We start from the raw sequence: 19,229 nt of genomic DNA on the forward strand, positions 1-19,229 counted from the left end.
CTTTGGCTTTAGTAGGAAATTCAGCCTCCATTTGACATTATATACTCTGACTAGGCAAACATCCAAAATTATTCTCATTCAGAATTTTAATTAAAAAACTATTCACTGTCGATTCAGGATATCTAATTCTAACCAAAGCAGCATCCATTCTTGAAATTATCATACTGATATTGTAAGCGCTACTGTGATTAATCATTTGCAAGTTTTTGAATCTTATACAGGTCAAGGACTTGTGTATGTGTGTAAAAATCACACAATTCGAAGAGCAGATTGCAAGCATATACAATTAGTCAAATGTATAATGATTACAAATAGAGGATATACAAATAATAATTTTAGAATAATGGAATAGACTAGACTGAATCTGTGTAAATACTGTAATTCAGGTAATATCAAAAAAGATGGTATGAGGAACAACAAACAAGGAAAAATACAATGATTCAAATGTTTATATTGTAATAAACGCTTTACATCAAATTTTGAATTTGAGGGTAAACAATCTGATTCAAAAATAATTACAGGTGCATTACAAATGTACTATTCAGGTATGTCAGTTGGAGATATTTCAACACATTATGAGTTTGATACTGATGTGAATCATTCTACTATGAATCGATGGATTGCCAAATACCCTGTAATGTTAACTAGATATCTAGATGAAATCATACCACGTGTTGGCAATTGGATTCGTGCTGATAAAGTATGAATAAAGGTGTCAGGTAAGCCAAAATATCTATTTGCATCTATGAATAATGACACTCGTTTTGAGTTAGCTAAAGACATGGTCGATACTAAATTTCAGCACAACGCAGATTATTTGTTGAAACTGACTAAATTGATTACTGGGAATAAAACACCCAAGTATTTTATCACAGATGGATTACCATCATAGGGTAAATCGTCAAGAAGAGTATTTGGCAGAGAAACACAATATGATTAAATATGATGGAACGTCTAAATGGTGAGATTCGTGATCGTAAGAAAGTGTTTAGAGGATTGAAGAGAAGATAGTCCGATTATTAATGGTGTGACAGTGTATTACAATTATGCCAAAAAGTATAGTGGTATTGACGATAAGAGACCATCTAAGAGAGCAAAGATAACTGTCAAGGGTCGTAACAAGTGGAATACTTTGATACAGAGTGTAAGTTTGCATGATTATGATACTATCTAATTTTTGGGGCAAAATTTTCAATTAAACCTTTCATTGCATTATGACATTTCTTCATATCCTTGTTAATAGAGTCAGACTCTAATTGCTCAATATCGCATTCACTACATTTATCAGCATTCATATAGATTTTGTCATGTTTGCCACATAATTTTCTATTTAATTCTAACGTTGGATTTAATCCAAGTCGTTCAACATTAAACATACTCAAATAATGAAACATTGTACTGTGATTTATAATAAAATCGGCAAGGTGCTATTTATCAGATATATCCTAAAATTAATTCATCGCTCATTGGTCTTATCCCAATTAGGATAAAAACATAATAATTTCAATTTGTTAAAATTGTCAGTATAGACATTTAATTGCTTGAATATATCCTCATATTGTGATGACACCTGTTCATTGTAGGTTATAGCAGTATCTTTCACTCCCTCAGTTGCCTGCTCATATTTATCACGAGATAAAGTTTGCTGTTTTAATAAAAAATTGGTAAAGTATCCTGTTTTCTTGTGATGATTAAGAAAATGTTTCATCCAGTAATCTTTTGTAATATCTTTTTTCTCAAAATGGAAATTACATAATGTGCACATTATATGATTATTCATGGGATAAACATGCTAATGAAATTGCTGACTGATATTCAAATTTATCACATAGTATGTCGTTATGATTCATTAAAGATTTTGCATATTTTGCACTATATCTAACACCATTCCATATATTTTTATGAGAAATATGGATTTTAGAATCATCGGACACGATTATTTTTAAATAATTCATATATTTAGATCGGTAATGATGTTTTTAGTATTAAATTATTAGAACCATTAATAACACCCGAATTTGCAATAGAGCCTGAAAACATGTTCTAATGTTATAGTTTTGATTTAGGTATGGTCCAGGTCTTGTTTTTGCCTGTATAGATGTTGAACATTTTACCACAGTCACACTTGAATCTACGAACCACAGTATCAGAGTATTTCCATTCTTTGAGTGGTTTGTCCTTTTGTGTTACCCCACATATTGGACACGATACATCACTCACAAACACACTAAATTTATCATATTACTTAAACAATATGAAATAAAGAACACATGGTATTTAGTCACATACTAGTATTGGTAATAATTTCATTTGTTAAATAGTAAAATAAATAACTAGACCTGCAATGAAGGAGGATGATACAAAGATAATAGAGGTTACAGATGAATTTAGATTTTATTATTTACTAAAACCGGGCAACTTTGATAGTTTGCCGCCGAATGAGCAGTATTATAAAATACAATTATTTCTAAAACTTCTCTCAAATGTACCAAATAATCATACAATTTTAATTAGAATTGTACGTAAATCACTTGGAATTCCAATATACAAGGATAGTGAACAGGAGACAACGGACATACTAGTTCCACGTATATACATGGCAAGTGGATTTGATATGTCTAGAATTTTACGTAGATTTGAATTTGATTTTGATCATATTTTAGCACCACATTTTTTCTCACTTGTAACAGAGAAGACGAGACATCTCAAACTACAATCAACAAATTCAAAAGAGATCATAGTTGGAAAATGTTTCACAATGTATGATTTACGTAAAATTCAACCAGACGGATGGATATTTGATATATTTGAGCACTGTGATATGATTACTGTATCACTAAAGCCTCTTGATGAGAAATCTGCCAAAAAATATGTAAATTCTATGGAAGGGGTATTTGCCGAGAATGCGTTAAGAAAGCAAGTTTTACGTCAGAAACACAAAATGGTATCAACAATATCCACCCTATTAGCAACAAGTAAGACACAGTTGTTTGAGTGCACAGTAAATGTACTAATCACTGCAAAAAATATGAAGAGCCTGAAGGAAAAAGTCTCTGAATTCAAGTCTGAGCAGAGAAACTTTGAGGGGTGGTTCGATTCCATAGGAGGGATACAAGCTTCAATGTTGTATAAAAATACGGGTGTTCCAATTTTTTTCAATAGAGGATCACTCGGAATATTTTACCCTTTTGTATCGGCAGATGTTTTAGAATTACCATATGGATTGTTTTTAGGAATTAATGATATCACTGGAATGCCTATATTTTTTGATTGGCTGCGTAGAATAAATAAAAATATGTGCATTACTGGCAAAACTGGTAGTGGTAAGTCAACACTTGCTAAAAAAATAATAGCAGAATTGGAAGTGAAATTTCCAACCGCAGAAAAATATATTCTAAATCCGTCAGGTGAATATGCAAATATTGCACATTATCTAAATTTAAAACCCATAGAGTTGACATCTACAAGTTCCATAGGACTTGATCCATTCAAGACAATGTCAAGTACTGATGCGGCTAATATGTTGATTAGTGTATCTGAACCATCTAATGTAGTGGCCAAAGAATTTATGGCAAAATCAGAGGTCAAATCACTTGAGGAATTTTACAAGTCACTCTCAGATGTAGCAAAGGGGTATGTACAAGATTTAGTAAACGGTCCTCTTGCAGAATATTTCAAAGGAGAACTGGAATTCGATACAAAGACCATCTTCTCAATGAGAGGTCTTGATCCAAAAGATAGACATACTTGGATGATGTTAATTATCATTCTGCGTAAACTATGGAATCGAATTGGTACATTAAAGAGACAAGGTGAGAAAGATTCCATCAAATTTATCGTGATCGATGAGGCATGGATGCTTTTCGCATTATCTCGAATGCGACCGTATATTGAAAATATGCTACGTAGTGGTAGAAAGTATAACATTTGGCTCATTTTGATAACTCAAGAACCAGATGATCTTATACAAAAGGATACGACTGATCCAAAACCAAATTTCATCGCACATATAGAAACAAAGATTTTTGGAATAATGGAAAAATCATCCATAGATTTGGTATCAGACAAATTGAATCTGTCAAGATCAGAAGTTGATATGCTTGGAGGCTCTACACAAGGTAGATTACTCCTCCTTACATCAAAATATAGAGTTCCAGTAAATGTGACACTTAGCAAACAGGAGAAAGAGGTGTTTTTCACAACAAGCAAAGTAGAGGAGCTGTTATAATTGGAGTCAATTATTGTAAAATTATTATTTGTGGTAATTGGGGTCGGGGGACTAGGAATATTCAGCTCGTACATTTCAGATATTCATGGAATTGTGAGTAATGTAGACTTTATCATTCTAAATGAACAATCCATATTCTTAATGGAAGATCAAATACGAATCATACTGGACATATCAAATATTGGAGGTATGTCAATAGATACAGTAACAATATACATCATAGACAATAATCACAATAAACATAATCAGACGTTTAATGTAAATATCATAGAGAGAGAATCATTTGTTGCCATATTTAATGGAAATTTCTCCCAAGATACAAATTATTATTTACAAGTTGTAGTCCAATCTGGCAAAAATACTGCAATACAAGATACGGTGATTTAATGGAACATGTTATAATTAGAGTGATATTTGTTGGAATATTATTTAGCACGATTCCTCTACTAGTATCTGTAATAGATGGTACAGAATACACACAGATAACATTAGGTGTTCATATTGATAGTAATATTGTAAGATTTGAAGAATCAAAAGTCAGCTTTGGTGTACTGAATATGAATATTCTAAATGGGTATGATTCCACAATACACCACAGTGCAGTACAGTGTTGGATGGGGGCAGAGTTCAGTATCATACAATTAGAGTATAGTCAGTTACCAAATACAACATTCAAGACTACCCAAATACTCACAACCCCAAATTACACCAATCAGGATTCTATACATTGTGAATTACACTCTATACGGAATGATAAAGATGTAATCATTATATTCAATCCAGAGGTGTTATAATAAATCAAATTTTATCATTTGTTATAATTACAGGAATTATTACAACATCAGTAGGTCTAACTTTTACACTAGTCGTAGAAGATTTAACACTGATTCATGATTTCACTGAATCAAAGTTGGAGCAAAATATAAGACAGATACAAGAATCATTTACAACCAGCAATATTATATTTACAAATGGAGTAATACAGTTTGAAATTCTAAATACCGGGAGAACAGACATTACAATCGAAAGAGTCAATTCAGATGTAGAATTAAAAAGAGATTTTGATCTAATTTTACTTGATGGGACACCATCAACAACTATATCTCCAGGTAAAATAGGTGTTGTTCGAATTTACAATGTAACCACTACAGAGAATTTAGTATTAATCACTCAAAATAATGGCATAATCAAAATACCGAATTTACGTTAAATGAGAAAATAATCTACTATTATTATGCAGAGTAGGAATGCACTGTTTGAGCTTACTATGCTGTGGGCTATTGCTTTGATCTGTCTGGCAGTAATTGCTATTGGTTCACTTGCAGTACAATTTGCCCCAAGTATTACAGTAAATTTAATATCAAAGATGCCCATATTTTACAATCACACAGTCAATCAGGATGGTACCGTATCGTATCCACTAGAGAATCTATCAGATACAACACCACAAAAGACAGAATTGGTTGTGTTGTACGATACAATACTAGTTGTTGCTCTGACAGGATTATTGTTTGTAATTTTGATTGGATTTATTGGATTACCCTTTGAGGATTTAGGATTAATACAAAAGGATACAGCAAAAAATATTTTGATAAAGACTATTATTGTAATTCCTTTATTTATCGCACTACCAGTAATTTGGGATCTAATAGCAATATCAATACATAATCTTACCATATTTTTATTTAATCCAGCAAATCCATCTGATCCATATTATTATCCAACGATTGTATTCTCCAAAGTTGGAAATGCAATAGAATTTGATTCCGTAAAAAAATTACTTGATTGGGATGAATGGTTTTCCAAAGTGTTAAATCCAGGATTATTAGTTCAAACAGTTTTGACAGATTTTGTATTCATTCTAGGAAAATCTATTCTAGTAATATCGGTATTAATTTCAATGTTTATCGTATATTCAGTGAAATTCATACTATTACTAATTTTATTAGTAATGTTTCCAATCATATACATTTTAGACATGTTACCATGGTTCAAGTGGATTACTAAATCACTATACAATTCATTCACCGGACTAGTAATCGCATCATTATTTGCTGCCATAGTATTTCCAATTGCAGGAACATATTTTGTGTCTGCACAAGAATCCACCACTTGAAGAATGGTTTATGGGAGTGGGTGTAATTTTCCTAGTTTTAACAATTCCAATAGTATTCTCACCACTATTAGGTTCACTTGTATCACAGACACAAAGGGCATTTGACAAAGATGTGCTAAATCCAACGTTTGCTACTGTCGGCTCTGCTGTAACTTCAGGTGGAATAGGCGCAATTAAATCAGCACTACAAAAAGACAATGATACAGAGGAGTCCGAGGAAGATTGGATGCCATCACATAGCCCCAACTATGAGGAAGATGTTACAAGAGATTCTGCCAAGATGGATGAATATGCACCGGCTAGAAGAGTAAATACTGCAAAAGAAGAGTTTGATGATTCTACACCAGTATCTATACAAACAGATAGTCGTTTGATCGCACTGAAAAATTTATCAGATGCGTGTGGAGGCGAAGTAAAATTATGGTCCGAATCCACACCAGAAAGTCCAGAGTCTACAGATCATGAAAAAATTAATCAAATGCTAAAAGATCCAAACACGACAAATCACATAGCAAATCATATCTTAAGGGATAAAGATATTTATTTTCACGATAGTGAAAGACGACGCATTGCTAGAAAAAATTTACAAGATGCCAGTATTGAGATCTGAAAGTATAGCAGAGGAGGAGAAGAGTTTCAAAATATGATAAAAGACATAATTTCATCATTTGATGTTGAAGAGTCAAAAAATGGCAAGGGTAAACTATTCATTACAAAACAGTATATAATATTTGAAAAATATGGTGAAGGAATTACACTAGCTGAAGAATTAGTATACATTAGTCATGTAAGCGCGACAAAATCAAAAATATTAGGTCATTGGTTTTTGAATCTTACAATATTAAAAAATGAAAAGAAAATTAATCTGCAATTTAAAATGACAAAGATTGCAAACGCTATAGCAGAATCAGATATAAGAAATGCCATGATGCAATACAAAATTCCAAAAAATGTGCCCAGACACAAAGATATACCACTTGGAATTCCAGACGAATACACATACAACGACTGTTGGTATGATGCTCAACATGACATCTACGTGTCATTAAACCCCGAATTTATTGGGAATCAATGTATTCCACGAAATAGCAAAGAGACCAGTCTGTACAATCTACTAGAAATGGATGGAGTCTACAAGAGTGCCAGTCAGGTTTATTTCAAACATAATTTTCCCTGTATACAGACTACACACTATACCGGTGGTTACATACAAGTGATATTATGCACCATACTAGATAATCAAATAACACAGAAAATGGTAAGGGAGATGTTTTTGGATAAAACTCTATACTATACAACAGAATCAACTAGATACAAAATGGAGTCATTTACAAATTTGAAGATAAAAATATCAGAGATTGAATATGAACTACTTTGCAAAATTTTAAACATAGAGTATAGAGATATGTTTACACGAACACAGGATTATACAATATTATCCAAATATCAAAATTGGAACAATACCACATTTGTAAATAATAATTCTAGAATAAATGAAATGGTAATTTCTAGTATGCACAGAGGTATAAAATCGCAGTTGTTAAATTTTGTATGTGAAAAATTAAGTATTATACAAAAAAATGTAAATCTGGATAATGTAAATTCTGAGAAGAGTAGAATAATTGAGATGTGTGATTTTAATTCAAAAAAGATTGCGCTAGGGTATGAGTATCAACATCCAAGATTATTTACAGATGTAAAAAATATGAAATTACAGTTATCACACTTGTACAAATATGAAACAAGTATGTCAGGATTAAATATAAAATTAGCAAATATGACAAAACGGCAATATCTCAGGCACCTAATTGCACAGTGTTGCACACTAATAATTAATGATAAAAATATTGAGAAAAAATGTATTGAGATTATAAATATTGGTCTTGAAATTAACGTACCTAGACCTATTCCGTTAGAGATTCGACTTGGTGAAAAATATTTAGCCAGTCTTGATGCTGATATTACCCAAACCTGAAGTCATACTGCACAGTGAACCTCCTTCGTGTGATTTGGTATCATGAGAAGACATTGCAGGTTTATCTGATGGTCTGCTTTGACGCTTGCATAAATTCTGAAAAGTGGTATACGCTTTTTCAACATCTGCCTCACCATGTACAATAGAGCGTACGGCGCTAATCATAGGAATAGGATTATCAGATTGCCAAATGTTTCTGCCCATATCTACACCAACAACTCCATCTTGTAGTGCCTGATGCGTCATAACAAGGGCATCACGCTCTGGTAATTTTTTACCACCTGCAATGATTAGCGGTACAGGACACGAATCTGCTACACTAGGAAAATCTTCACAATGATACGTCTTTACAATATGAGCCCCTTGTTCTGCTGCAATTCTACAGGCCAAAGAAAGATAACGAGCGTCTCTGCCCATATCTTTTCCTACGGCTGTAACTGCCAATACAGGAAGCCCATACTCTTCAGCTTCATTGACCAACTTGCCTAGATTAGTAATGGTTTGATATTCATATTTTGAACCTACAAATATAGACATTGCAAGAGCAGTGGCATTTAATCGAATTGCCTCTTTAATACTTACAGTAATATCTTCATGTGAGAAATCTTCGCCTATTATACTAGAACCACCAGAAACACGCAATACAATTGGAATATTAAATTCAGGATCAACTGAGGTTCTCAAAACACCTCGTGTAATCATAAGAGAATCACAATGACCTATGATTGGCACTATAGTATCTCGTGGAACTTCAAGCTTTTCAGTAGGACCTAAAAAATAACCATAATCTACGGCCAACATTAATGCTCTATTATCACCAGGGGAGATAATTTTAGATATTCTATTTTTCAGACCCCAGTCCATATGTAAAATTATTCATTCCCCTTGATAAGAGTTTGTTAGAAAAATCAAACTAGCTATGATAAATTATTATCTTCATGGAATCTGAGCCCTGCTTGGCTTTGGTAAATGCATCATTTGAATCATTTAGATTAAACCTATGAGTTATGATATCTTTGACTCTAAAACCACTATTAATTAATTCCAAAGCCTGTTTTGTGTCAACATCCGATGCAGCATAACTTGTAAGCAAAGTAATCTCTTTGGAATAAAATTCACTCATATCAATATTCAGCATGGCACCCTTGCTTGGCACTCCAAACATCATAACTGTGCCACCTTTGCGTGTGGCAGATATTGCATCAGAGAGTGCCTGCATGCTAGATGTGGCAACTAAACTCAAATCAAGTCCCATAGGACATGAGGCATGAATTTTATCTAATCGGTCAGGATCAGTAGCATTTATGGTATCTGCGCTTACAAATTTTTTGATGAAATTTAACCTAAAATCACTAGTATCAAGACAAAACATACGCTTGCATCCACGGTCTTGTGCTAGCATTGCATGCATTAAACCAGTAGGCCCAACACCAAATATTCCAACTAAATCAATATTATGAGTAATTTTATTCCATGCTCTGATACAACAACCAAGCGGTTCAATCAATGCAGCTTCATCAAAACTCATTGAATCAGGTAATTTTAAAACACCACCATTATCAACATTCCATTTTGGAACGACATATTTCTCAGATAATCCACATGGCTCCAAGTTACTAGAAGAGTATTTTTCACACAATGTCTCAGAACCATTTTTACACAAATGACAAGATAGACATGCCACATGATGATGAGTAAATACACGATCACCTACTTTGAGATTTTTAACATCATCTCCAACTGCAATTACAACTCCTGCTGGTTCATGTCCAAGACGCATAGAGGTTTTACCATATTTCCCAAAAATTTTTTCTATATCAGAACCACAGATTCCACATGATTTCAACTCAACTAATATGTCGCCACTATTCAAGATGGGATCATTCACGCTACTGACTTGAGTAAAACCATCTTTAGCAAATACAGCTTTCACAAAGATCAATTCATCTTACAGTTATAAAAACATCTAGACGCCAAGAATTTTTTTCAGCATAACTCTATAATCAATTTCTGTTTTTATACTTCCTACTGCAGGCAGTGAGAACACAAGAGTCGATTTCTTAGAACGCAGGTCAGTTAATTGATCCTCAATGGGCTCTGAGAGATCGTCGCCAACAAGTACAAGTCCAATATTAGCATCATCTGTCAACTCTTCAATTTTTTCAAGTGCGTCCTGAGGTGTGTCAGATATGGTACCAGATACGCCAGCAAGTTGAAAACTAGTTACAAATTCCTTGCTGCCAACAGTGACAACCTTCATGAATTAATTATTCAATATACTAATTTAAATTGTTATATCTGCTGAGCTTCCATTCTAGACAACCAATCGTCGTCTTTTTTAACATCTGAATTCTCATTATTGGGCAGTGACATATTATAACCTAAATCATCAGATGTGACAGTAACGTTAGAGGACACTTCGGGGGTTGGTAGTTTATCTTGTATTGCTTGGAAATCATCAAAGTGTTCAGTTGGAGGAGGAGGTGTATGGTTATCATTTGTAATTTGTTCACCTTCCAAGTCTAGTGCATCCATTCTTCGTTGTATGGTTTCAATCTCTGTAGTTTCATGAGATATGTGCTGTGTAAGAACATTTGTATGTCTTTGTATAGAATCAAATGTAGATTGTGAGATTTCTCCACCCTTTACTTGTACTTTGGCATCAAAACTAAAACGTTTTACCATATTCATCTGTGATAACAATTCCTGAATTCTAGATTCAAGTCTAGCACGAATTTCCGAATCATTAGAGTTTAATGTATCCAAATGTGAACTATACGTATTATATATAATTGCAGTATCCTCTTCACTACCCTCAATTCTAGCAGTCTCTAGCATTGTACGCATTTTACGAAGTGTAAGAACTTTTTGTTTCAAGTATCGTTGAGAATCAAGTCTCCATTTTGGAATGAATATAGCATTATCATCTTGAAAAACTAATTGCTCAAATGGTATCTGTTTTAGACCCTCAGAGCCACAGTCAATACCAATTGTCTCAGGGGAGCCAGAAATATCGGTAATTGTACCGACTATATTTCCCATAAAAGTTCCATACATATCTTTGACATTCTTGCCAATGATTTCTGTATCTATGTTATTCATGGTTAGATATAGTGTAACGGATATATCTAAAACGTTGTTAGCAAACTTTTCAATTTTTGTTAGTAAACTTTAACACCAATTTCCTTTAAAATTTAAAGCCCAGATATACAACTTGGAATCATGATTGAAAAAGACCAGTTGGAGCAGATACTACAATTTATTGCAAAAAGATGGGTGGATGTGTGTCGAGACCCTGACAATAAAATACTAAAGACACTACCTAGTGATTTTTGGATGAATTCTGTTGGAGGAAATGCAGGAAAGGGCAGATGGGTTACAATGCTAATGTATACAGAAAGTCACGAAGATGCAGATGCATTTAAAGAAGTATTGTTACGCTGGCAATCAAAAGGTATGCAAAAACAATCTTCTCCAGATTTAATTCAAATAAAATCAAATGAAACTAAATCAACATAAAGGTGTAATTAATAGTTGGGTAGAGAGTTTTCAGTCAAGGAAGAAAAAATTTTAAAAAAACATTTTTCCAATGTAGACAAGAAAGTATTCTGCCTAGATACACCAGAGCAAGCAGATAGAGGCGCACTGATGTCTAGATACAGTAGAACAACACACAGTATGCGACGAGTATTTTTAAACGAATTTATAAATACAAAAAAAAGAGGAGAGGTATTTTATAAAAAAGTTTTAGGTCAGTATGGAGATGATTCTATTGCAGAATTGGGTTTTGCACATATTGCAATAGAGGGAATTTCAAATATCGCAGTGAAAACAATTGAGGACAGAAGAGTGGGGTTGTCGTATTTAGAGAAATCTTCACGATACGTTCCCTGGAATAAAAAAATAAATTCAAAATTTGCATTTTACAGAGATCCGAGAATTTTAAAATCCAGATATGCTGACGATTATCTAGATGCGTGCAATGATAGTTTTGAGACATACTCACGCCTAATTGATCCGATCACTCACTACATAAGAGAGGTATACCCTATAGAGAGACAGTATTTTGCCAATAATTCAAAAAAACAGGTATTATTTGGCAAATTAGATTCAGAGGGGGCAGATGCAGCACAGCGAGCCTATTTGAGAACGATAAAGGCCAAGATGTATGATACTTTGAGAGTATTACTGCCAGCCTCAACTTTGACAAATGTTGGTGTTGCAGGAAATGGAAGAGCGTTTGAGTATTTGCTCACCGTCTTGTTCAGTTCTCGACTAGAAGAGGAGAGAGAAATTGCAGTTGAAATTAAACGCGAATTAAATAAATCAATAGGCGCATTCATTCAAAGATCAGATGACTCATTTGGAAGAGATTTACAAAAATATCACAAAAATATCAAAATAATATCAAAGAAATCAAATCCAAAATCAGATAAACAAATGGGGCAAATGGTAAAGCTTGTAAAATATGTAAATGAATCCATAGCAATGAATGATTTAATCACTGGTATTATGTATCAAGGGGCAAATGGAACATCATATGATTCTATTTTAAAACATGTAAAGAAACTCAGCCTTGTTACAAAGAAAAAAATAATAAATCAGCATATTGCGTTACGTAAAAACCGCAGATACAGACCACCACGTGCGTTTGAATTAGTAGAATATACATTTGATATTCAAAGTGACTATGGAGTATTTCGAGATTTACACAGACACAGGGCACTCACATTACAGCGACAAAACTTGACATGTGATCATGATTACTTTACACCCCAAGAAGTAATTGGAGCGGGGCTGAAATCAGAGTTTGTAGAGTGTATGAATAACACCAGACACGTATATAATAAAATGAAAAAGAGTATGCCAATACAGGCACAGTATGTAGTGAATTTTGCATACAATTATCATTATATGATTAAAATGAATTTGAGGGAAGCGTGTCACATGATAGAGTTACGAAGTACGCCTCAAGGACATCCAGAGTATCGCAGGGTAGCTCAGCAAATGTTTAGACAGATAATATCAAAACATCCAATATTAGGTAAAATTATAAAATTTGTAAACTTGGAAGATGTAGATTTGGAAAGATTAGAGTCAGAAAAACGATTTGAGCAGAAAAGAAAAAATAGTACAAAAAAGTGATAGAGGTATGGAAAAGATAACAAAGTCAAAAGAAGAATGGAAGAAGGAACTGAGTTTGGAAGATTTTGATGTTTGTTTCAATAAAGGTACAGAAGCACCATTTTCAGGAAAATATAATGATTGTAAAGATGATGGCATGTATCGTTGCAAATGTTGTGGTCTAGAATTATTTGATTCACAAACAAAATTTGATTCAGGTACCGGTTGGCCTAGCTTTTTCAAACCAACCTCAGAGGATACCATAGAGAACATATCAGATACTAGTGCAGGGATGGTTCGAACAGAGGTAAATTGTAATAGATGTGGAGCGCATCTCGGACATGTATTTGATGATGGACCGAATCCAACAGGACTTAGATATTGTATAAATTCAGCATCACTGAAACTTGAAGATAGGTAATCTCTCTCTCTCAACTAGTACGTCTTTTTTTGAACAACTGTTCTTTTAGATTAGCAAGATCACCGTCAAGACCAAAATATTTTTGAAATCTATCAGTTGTCGCATAGATCTTTATTCTACCAACACTTTGATATGTGATATAATCTAGACTGAGTAGATCTTTCAGATGTGAATATACAGAACCGCCTCTAGTCTCAACGAGTTGTTTTGAGGATATTGGTTGCATGTATGCAATATATGATAGAGTCTTGAGCGTGGCTTTTGGCAGAATTGGTTTTGTCGCAAATTTACGAACTAGTGTACCGTACTGAGCCTTTACTTGGAAGACATATGTACGATCTGGCAAACGCGTAATCTCCAACCCCTTGAATGCAGATTTTGTTTTTTTCATTAGAATTTCTAATTGTTCTAATACTTTGGGTTTCGAGTCACTGCCAGACGCTTTTATCAATTCGTCAAGTGATAATGGTCGTCCTGCAGAATAGAGAGCAACTTCAAGTCTAATCAGAATCGGGATTTTATCAGTTAATTTTACCATTATTAATCACATATGTTATTCCTTATAAAAATAAATCATGTTATTAGAGAAACTAGTATATCACTATTTTTTTGTTCTAGATCAACTTTCACATCACGAGCAAGAAAGAGAATTGCAAAAAAACAACGAATGGAATCTGTAACATCTAAATCAGATACAATTTTAGAAAATAATATAGTGCCTTTTTTAGATACTTTGGTAATTACCAAATCTTCATATTGTTGAATAATATTTTCAAGAGTGCTGAAATATTGTTTGAAATCAGGTGGATCTATAGGTTGAATATTAAGTCCTCTATTGTTTGTACGTGGATTAGTTATCGTCCCAATCAAGTTTTCTAACAACTCTAATAATTCATCAAGTGTTACAGGATATGTTGATTCATGTCGATATGGTATATCAAGAAGTGGGATGTTTACATCTGTACGTTTTCTAGAATCAGAAGATTGCTCAGTTGCAATTTTCTGAAGGGCAAATATACTCTCTACCTTCATACGATAAATCAGTGATGATGAGAGAGCTGCCATTCCGGCCACTCGTAGATCTTTATTTTTTCCAGTTTTCTTCAAGATATCAAGAAGAATATCTAAAATATGGATTAAATCAATCTCCCAAACATTGCTTTTGTTTATTTTAGAAGGATTGAATAGTACATTTACTGGCTCCTGTGATATATTAGCAGCTGTAGGCTCATCGGTCATGATTTAATGGAATCATGAATAATATTTATGGAGTTTGTTGGATTAAATTATATTATAATTAAAAAAAACAACACTTGTGAAAGCAGCTCGAATAGTTTTGCCTAATGAACCACTAGTAATTAGTGATGTGACGGTTCAAGACCCCACAGGAACTCAAGTTTTGGTAAAGATAAAAGCAGTTGGCGTATGCCACAGTGATCTGCACCTATGGGAGGGTGGATATGACACTGGAGATGGATTTATGAAAGTTACAGATAGAGGTGTAAAATTTCCCGTTATACCCGGACATGAAATTACAGGAGTGATAGAAAAAGTTGGAGCAGATGTTGTAGGATTCTCAATAGGGGAAAAGGTGTTGATATATCCATGGCTCGGTGATGATGATTGTCCTACATGTAAATCAGGTGATACAAATTTGTGTGAAAATCCAAAATCACTCGGTGTGTTTCAAAATGGCGGATATGCCCAATACATTAATGTGTCACACTATAAACATCTGGCTAAATTATCTGGATTAGATTTGGAAGAGGCAACTTCTCTTGCCTGTTCTGGACTTACAGCATATACTGCGATTAAAAAAGCATGTGTCAATAAACCAAAAGTCATCATCATCATAGGAGCAGGTGGTTTAGGTCTGATGGGTATACAAATTGCCAAAGCAACAAGTAGCGCAAAGATTATTTGTGTAGATCTCAGTAATGAAAAATTAGAGATTGCAAAGAATGTCGGTGCTGATGTTGTAATTAATTCCAAAGAGAGTGATGCAATAAAAGAAATTATGAATATTACTAATAACAAGGGGGTTGACAGTATCATCGACTTTGTTAATGGACCGCCTACTGTAAAGATGGGATTAGCATTATTACGTAAACGTGGTAATTTAGTCTTGGTGGGATTATTCGGTGGATCAGTGGATCTGTCACTAGTAACGATACCATTAAAGTCAATTACAATACAAGGGGCATATACTGGAAGTTATGAGGACATGATAAAATTACTTGATTTGGCAAAGAAGGGTGTAGTAAAGCCATTGATATCAAAAAGATATAGTTTGAATGAGGTAAATACAGCACTCAATGATCTTAAAGATCGAAAGATTATTGGTCGTGCAGTGATTAATCCATAAAAAAAAATGTAATCCCAAGCGAAGGAATTGAACCTTCGACAACCCGGTTTCTGTATGCCTGATAGGCTGTTATTTCCGTCAGCCATTGGCCGACAACTACAGCCGGAAGCTCTACCAGGCTGAGCTGAGCTTGGGACAAATTAATTTTGATATGGTTAGTTAAAAACTGTTACCAGTATGAAAAATTATGTTTTGATAAGAATTTTATAATGATATTTTTCTACTATTAATCATGGCAGTGATGGAATCACAAATATCATTAAAGACCGGAGATATGGCTCCAGATTTTGAACTTGTGGGTATCGATAATCACAAACACTCTTTGAAAGACTATGCGGATAAAAGGGCAACATTAATCATCTTTATGTGTAATCATTGCCCATTTGTAAAAGCCAAAGTGGAGGCAATCAAAGAAATACACACACGATTCGAACAAGATGTCAATGTGATTGGAATTAACAGTAATGATTCAGTAAAATATCCTGATGATAGTTTTGAGAGTATGAAGACAGTTGCTATAGAAAAAGAAATGCAATTCGATTACCTAGTTGATGAATCACAAGATATTGCAAAGAAATATGGAGCTACGTGTACACCAAATCCATTCTTGTTTGATAAAGATTTTAAATTAATATTTCATGGTAAGATTGATAACGCAATGAAACCAGAGGATATAGCCACGGAAAAAACTATGATTGATAATATTATAAAATTTTTAGATGGAAAATCTATAGAAAAAGATTTTGATCCATCAATTGGATGTTCCATAAAATGGAAAGAATAGATTTAAAACAACTATGCGTTAAAAATTTCTAGTGGGCCGGTCACTCAGACTGGCTAGAGCGTTCGACTGATAAATATCATTCAGATATCGAAAGGTCGTGAGTCCGAATCTCATTCGGCCCATCATTATTTATTTAAAGAAATAGTATCTATCCACTGAATCAAGGAACCCAACGATTCTACAACTAGATCTGCCTTTGGTTTATGCTGATTCGCAGAACTACACACTGTAAATCGAACATCACTCCATGCTTCAGTTCTTGTAGAATTTACTATCTTATCAAGAAAGACCAAACCGTCATCATCATCAGAAAATCCAGATATGATCATTATACCCTGACGCTGTGACCATATGTTAGATAGTAATTTACGAAGATCCAACTCTAACAAAAGTTCAGAGGAGATATCACCTATCAAGAATACATTCCAACCCATGGAACGTAAAACGGTAGCAGATGATTCAGCAAGAATTAACCCAAAGGTATCAGTAGCAAGAAGACAGATATTTTTATTCACATCAGTATTAGGTAGAGACTGTTCTGTCATCTTTATTGAATCTATGATCATATTTACAAATAATGCCTCTTCAGTATAACCAATTTTACCATCAAGGGCTAGTGTTTTAATTGTCTCTGAACACGGAATAATAATTTCAGTCATTATATTCAATATACTTGCACCTTCGTGTACACAACTTTTTATCAATCCCCTCACATCATCAAATGAACAATTTAATACATGATCTCTGAAATAAGGTACATCTTTTTGATAGTCGACTGGGAAATCAAAATTTGTTATTCCAGGTGCAGATAACCATATGGTAACATTTCCAACATTTCGTTGTACTATCATACCTTCAGTCGAAAGCATACTTAGATATTTTACAGTAGTTATTCTATTCATGTCAAGTCTCTTAGCGACCTCAACACCGGATAGACCTGAAGGGATGGTCTGTAATAAATCAATTATTTTTCGTCGAATATCATCTAATTCATAGCCTCGAGCCATGTTTAATTTTGATATGAGATAGTAATAAAACAATTCACAGAATATACGACAAGTATGCATGCTAGAAGTATACTTACTGCTCCAACTCAACATCTTTCAGTCGTGTTTACTGAGAAAAATGTCATAAAATGATTTTAGGTTGATTTATCACACAAAAAATGCCAATTGAACACACCAAAAAGTATCGAGTTTAGAATAGTCTAGAAATTATCGTGTTGGTATCTGAATAAATGGAGTTGCATCATCACTCACTACAAGTGGCAATACGCCATCCCATTTTTGTGTTTTCAACCATTGGAGATAATTGGGATTTGTGGCAAGTGCACTATTAATAATCTCAATTGCTTCTGCTTCACCTTTGGCTTCTGCTATATTCGCCTCTGCAATACCAATAGCACTAGCAACAGTTTGTCTAGCTTCTACTTCAATACGTAAAAGGTCGTTCTCTGCTTTTAGTGCTTTTTGTTCGGCTTCTACTTTGGATTCAATCGCTTGTGAGAATAGTGCTGAGAATTGAAAGTCGGTAATACTAATCACGTCAGTTTTGATGTGATAGGTTGACAAACGCTCAGTAATAGTAGATTCAATATCATCTTTTACAAGCTGTCTTTTAGTGATTAATTCTTCAGCATTATACTTTGCAGTTACTTGTTTCACAGATTCTTCTACAGCAGGAGCAATAACACGATCTCTGTAATTCAATCCCACTTCTTTATACAATGTATGTACAAATTCGGCATTTGGATGATAGTTTACAGTAATCTCAGTAGTTACAGTTTGCAAGTCTTTACTTGCAGCTGAAGAGGCTACAACAAATTTTAATGTCCTGACCTCTATAGGTATTATTTGGTCAGATACTGGAATTACAAAGTGCAGTCCTTCAGTTAAAGGTGGTTGAGTTAGATCAACAGCACCAAAATGTAACAATACACCTCTGTGCCCAGCCTCTACAATTTGTATTGATGAAAATAATATACCAGCAATTACAATTATTGCAATAAATATGATAGCCACTTTTGCAGTAGCTTTACCATTGATATTGATGGGCACTTCGTTAGACAATGGATATAATCTCCATGTTTATTTTATTAATCAACAATTGTTTCAATTTTAAGTGTCATATAATCTACACTATTTAAAATACACGTCTTTTCAAACTAGTGTAAAGAAAAGGATGTTGGAGCTTGAATCATCATGATTGTCATTCAC

General features: G+C 33.8%; 25 protein-coding genes and 2 tRNA genes. 16 read left to right on the forward strand and 11 right to left on the reverse strand.

What is annotated here, in order from left to right:
- Positions 1-196 precede the first annotated feature (196 nt).
- The 3 genes from R1F52_01180 (at position 197) to R1F52_01190 (ending at position 892) form a co-directional block, all read left to right on the forward strand.
- Positions 197-352 carry a hypothetical protein gene (locus R1F52_01180; protein WOV93281.1) on the forward strand — a complete coding sequence of 52 codons (156 nt, stop codon included), beginning with the start codon at positions 197-199 and terminating at the stop codon, positions 350-352.
- A 195-nt stretch (positions 353-547) separates the two neighbouring features.
- Positions 548-706, forward strand: coding sequence for a hypothetical protein (locus R1F52_01185; protein WOV93282.1), 159 nt, complete (start codon positions 548-550; stop codon positions 704-706).
- Between the two features lie 6 nt (positions 707-712).
- A complete protein-coding gene (locus R1F52_01190) occupies positions 713-892 on the forward strand; it encodes a hypothetical protein (GenBank protein ID WOV93283.1) in 180 nt (59 codons plus the stop codon).
- Positions 893-1,166: 274 nt separating this feature from the next.
- Here the strand turns inward: R1F52_01190 and R1F52_01195 are convergent, their stop codons facing one another.
- Both R1F52_01195 and R1F52_01200 read right to left on the reverse strand, forming a co-directional pair.
- Positions 1,167-1,376 carry a hypothetical protein gene (locus R1F52_01195; protein ID WOV93284.1) on the reverse strand — a complete coding sequence of 70 codons (210 nt, stop codon included), beginning with the start codon at positions 1,374-1,376 and terminating at the stop codon, positions 1,167-1,169.
- Positions 1,377-2,049: 673 nt separating this feature from the next.
- Positions 2,050-2,220: a hypothetical protein gene (locus R1F52_01200; protein WOV93285.1), complete on the reverse strand. Its 171-nt coding sequence runs from the start codon at positions 2,218-2,220 to the stop codon at positions 2,050-2,052.
- Between the two features lie 124 nt (positions 2,221-2,344).
- Here R1F52_01200 and R1F52_01205 point away from each other — a divergent pair, with 124 nt between their 5' ends.
- The 7 genes from R1F52_01205 (at position 2,345) to R1F52_01235 (ending at position 8,319) form a co-directional block, all read left to right on the forward strand.
- Positions 2,345-4,228, forward strand: coding sequence for an ATP-binding protein (locus tag R1F52_01205; protein WOV93286.1), 1,884 nt, complete (start codon positions 2,345-2,347; stop codon positions 4,226-4,228).
- Positions 4,229-4,615, forward strand: coding sequence for a hypothetical protein (locus tag R1F52_01210; GenBank protein WOV93287.1), 387 nt, complete (start codon positions 4,229-4,231; stop codon positions 4,613-4,615). It begins immediately after the preceding gene.
- A complete protein-coding gene (locus R1F52_01215; GenBank protein WOV93288.1) occupies positions 4,615-5,022 on the forward strand; it encodes a hypothetical protein in 408 nt (135 codons plus the stop codon). The genes R1F52_01210 and R1F52_01215 overlap by 1 nt, the downstream gene beginning before the upstream one ends.
- Before the next feature lie 116 nt (positions 5,023-5,138).
- A complete protein-coding gene (locus R1F52_01220; GenBank protein ID WOV93289.1) occupies positions 5,139-5,438 on the forward strand; it encodes a hypothetical protein in 300 nt (99 codons plus the stop codon).
- Positions 5,439-5,462: 24 nt separating this feature from the next.
- The gene (locus R1F52_01225) at positions 5,463-6,344 is read left to right on the forward strand and encodes a hypothetical protein (GenBank protein ID WOV93290.1); all 882 of its coding nucleotides are present in this window, start codon (positions 5,463-5,465) and stop codon (positions 6,342-6,344) included.
- On the forward strand, positions 6,316-6,954 hold the full coding sequence (locus R1F52_01230; protein ID WOV93291.1) for a hypothetical protein: 639 nt from the start codon (positions 6,316-6,318) through the stop codon (positions 6,952-6,954). The genes R1F52_01225 and R1F52_01230 overlap by 29 nt, the downstream gene beginning before the upstream one ends.
- 33 nt (positions 6,955-6,987) lie before the next feature.
- Entirely contained in the window at positions 6,988-8,319 is a 1,332-nt protein-coding gene (locus R1F52_01235) for a hypothetical protein (protein ID WOV93292.1), read from the forward strand.
- Here the strand turns inward: R1F52_01235 and lsrF are convergent.
- Genes lsrF through R1F52_01255 form a run of 4 tightly spaced genes read right to left on the reverse strand, consistent with a single transcriptional unit; the run spans position 8,284 to position 11,421 of the window.
- Positions 8,284-9,183: a 3-hydroxy-5-phosphonooxypentane-2,4-dione thiolase gene (gene lsrF, locus R1F52_01240; GenBank protein WOV93293.1), complete on the reverse strand. Its 900-nt coding sequence runs from the start codon at positions 9,181-9,183 to the stop codon at positions 8,284-8,286. The two genes, R1F52_01235 and lsrF, sit on opposite strands and share 36 nt — an antisense overlap.
- Before the next feature lie 49 nt (positions 9,184-9,232).
- Complete coding sequence (locus R1F52_01245; GenBank protein ID WOV93294.1) at positions 9,233-10,252, reverse strand: zinc-dependent dehydrogenase; 1,020 nt, start codon at positions 10,250-10,252, stop codon at positions 9,233-9,235.
- A 33-nt stretch (positions 10,253-10,285) separates the two neighbouring features.
- On the reverse strand, positions 10,286-10,579 hold the full coding sequence (locus R1F52_01250; protein WOV93295.1) for a V-type ATP synthase subunit F: 294 nt from the start codon (positions 10,577-10,579) through the stop codon (positions 10,286-10,288).
- A 32-nt stretch (positions 10,580-10,611) separates the two neighbouring features.
- Positions 10,612-11,421 (reverse strand): CdvA-like protein, encoded by an 810-nt coding sequence (locus R1F52_01255; GenBank protein WOV93296.1) that lies wholly within the window; start codon positions 11,419-11,421, stop codon positions 10,612-10,614.
- Between the two features lie 120 nt (positions 11,422-11,541).
- Between R1F52_01255 and R1F52_01260 the strand changes: the two genes are divergently transcribed.
- From R1F52_01260 to msrB, 3 genes are read left to right on the forward strand one after another with little or no spacing between them, the layout of a single operon-like run.
- Complete coding sequence (locus R1F52_01260) at positions 11,542-11,838, forward strand: hypothetical protein (GenBank protein ID WOV93297.1); 297 nt, start codon at positions 11,542-11,544, stop codon at positions 11,836-11,838.
- A 15-nt stretch (positions 11,839-11,853) separates the two neighbouring features.
- Positions 11,854-13,464, forward strand: a complete 1,611-nt coding sequence (locus R1F52_01265) for an FAD-dependent thymidylate synthase (protein ID WOV93298.1) — start codon at positions 11,854-11,856, stop codon at positions 13,462-13,464.
- A 7-nt stretch (positions 13,465-13,471) separates the two neighbouring features.
- The gene (gene msrB / locus R1F52_01270) at positions 13,472-13,864 is read left to right on the forward strand and encodes a peptide-methionine (R)-S-oxide reductase MsrB (GenBank protein ID WOV93913.1); all 393 of its coding nucleotides are present in this window, start codon (positions 13,472-13,474) and stop codon (positions 13,862-13,864) included.
- Positions 13,865-13,874: 10 nt separating this feature from the next.
- On the opposite strand, the gene R1F52_01275 is transcribed toward msrB, so the two are convergent.
- Entirely contained in the window at positions 13,875-14,402 is a 528-nt protein-coding gene (locus R1F52_01275; protein WOV93299.1) for an SMC-Scp complex subunit ScpB, read from the reverse strand.
- A gap of 35 nt (positions 14,403-14,437) precedes the next feature.
- Positions 14,438-15,103 (reverse strand): chromosome segregation protein ScpA, encoded by a 666-nt coding sequence (locus tag R1F52_01280; protein WOV93300.1) that lies wholly within the window; start codon positions 15,101-15,103, stop codon positions 14,438-14,440.
- 76 nt (positions 15,104-15,179) lie between these two features.
- Here R1F52_01280 and R1F52_01285 point away from each other — a divergent pair, with 76 nt between their 5' ends.
- Positions 15,180-16,229 carry an alcohol dehydrogenase gene (locus R1F52_01285; protein WOV93301.1) on the forward strand — a complete coding sequence of 350 codons (1,050 nt, stop codon included), beginning with the start codon at positions 15,180-15,182 and terminating at the stop codon, positions 16,227-16,229.
- A 12-nt stretch (positions 16,230-16,241) separates the two neighbouring features.
- Here R1F52_01285 and R1F52_01290 read toward each other — a convergent pair.
- Positions 16,242-16,364: transfer RNA gene (locus R1F52_01290), tRNA-Tyr, on the reverse strand.
- 97 nt (positions 16,365-16,461) lie between these two features.
- Here R1F52_01290 and R1F52_01295 point away from each other — a divergent pair.
- Together R1F52_01295 and R1F52_01300 are read left to right on the forward strand one after the other, a co-directional pair.
- On the forward strand, positions 16,462-17,013 hold the full coding sequence (locus tag R1F52_01295) for a thioredoxin family protein (GenBank protein ID WOV93302.1): 552 nt from the start codon (positions 16,462-16,464) through the stop codon (positions 17,011-17,013).
- A 33-nt stretch (positions 17,014-17,046) separates the two neighbouring features.
- Positions 17,047-17,135: transfer RNA gene (locus tag R1F52_01300), tRNA-Ile, on the forward strand.
- 3 nt (positions 17,136-17,138) lie between these two features.
- Here the strand turns inward: R1F52_01300 and R1F52_01305 are convergent.
- Together R1F52_01305 and R1F52_01310 are read right to left on the reverse strand one after the other, a co-directional pair.
- Entirely contained in the window at positions 17,139-18,020 is an 882-nt protein-coding gene (locus R1F52_01305) for a hypothetical protein (protein ID WOV93303.1), read from the reverse strand.
- Positions 18,021-18,227: 207 nt separating this feature from the next.
- Positions 18,228-19,082 carry a prohibitin family protein gene (locus R1F52_01310; protein WOV93304.1) on the reverse strand — a complete coding sequence of 285 codons (855 nt, stop codon included), beginning with the start codon at positions 19,080-19,082 and terminating at the stop codon, positions 18,228-18,230.
- Positions 19,083-19,229: the final 147 nt, after the last annotated feature.

The organism is Nitrosopumilaceae archaeon AB1(1), assembly GCA_033471095.1.
Classification (GTDB): domain Archaea; phylum Thermoproteota; class Nitrososphaeria; order Nitrososphaerales; family Nitrosopumilaceae; genus Nitrosoabyssus; species Nitrosoabyssus spongiisocia.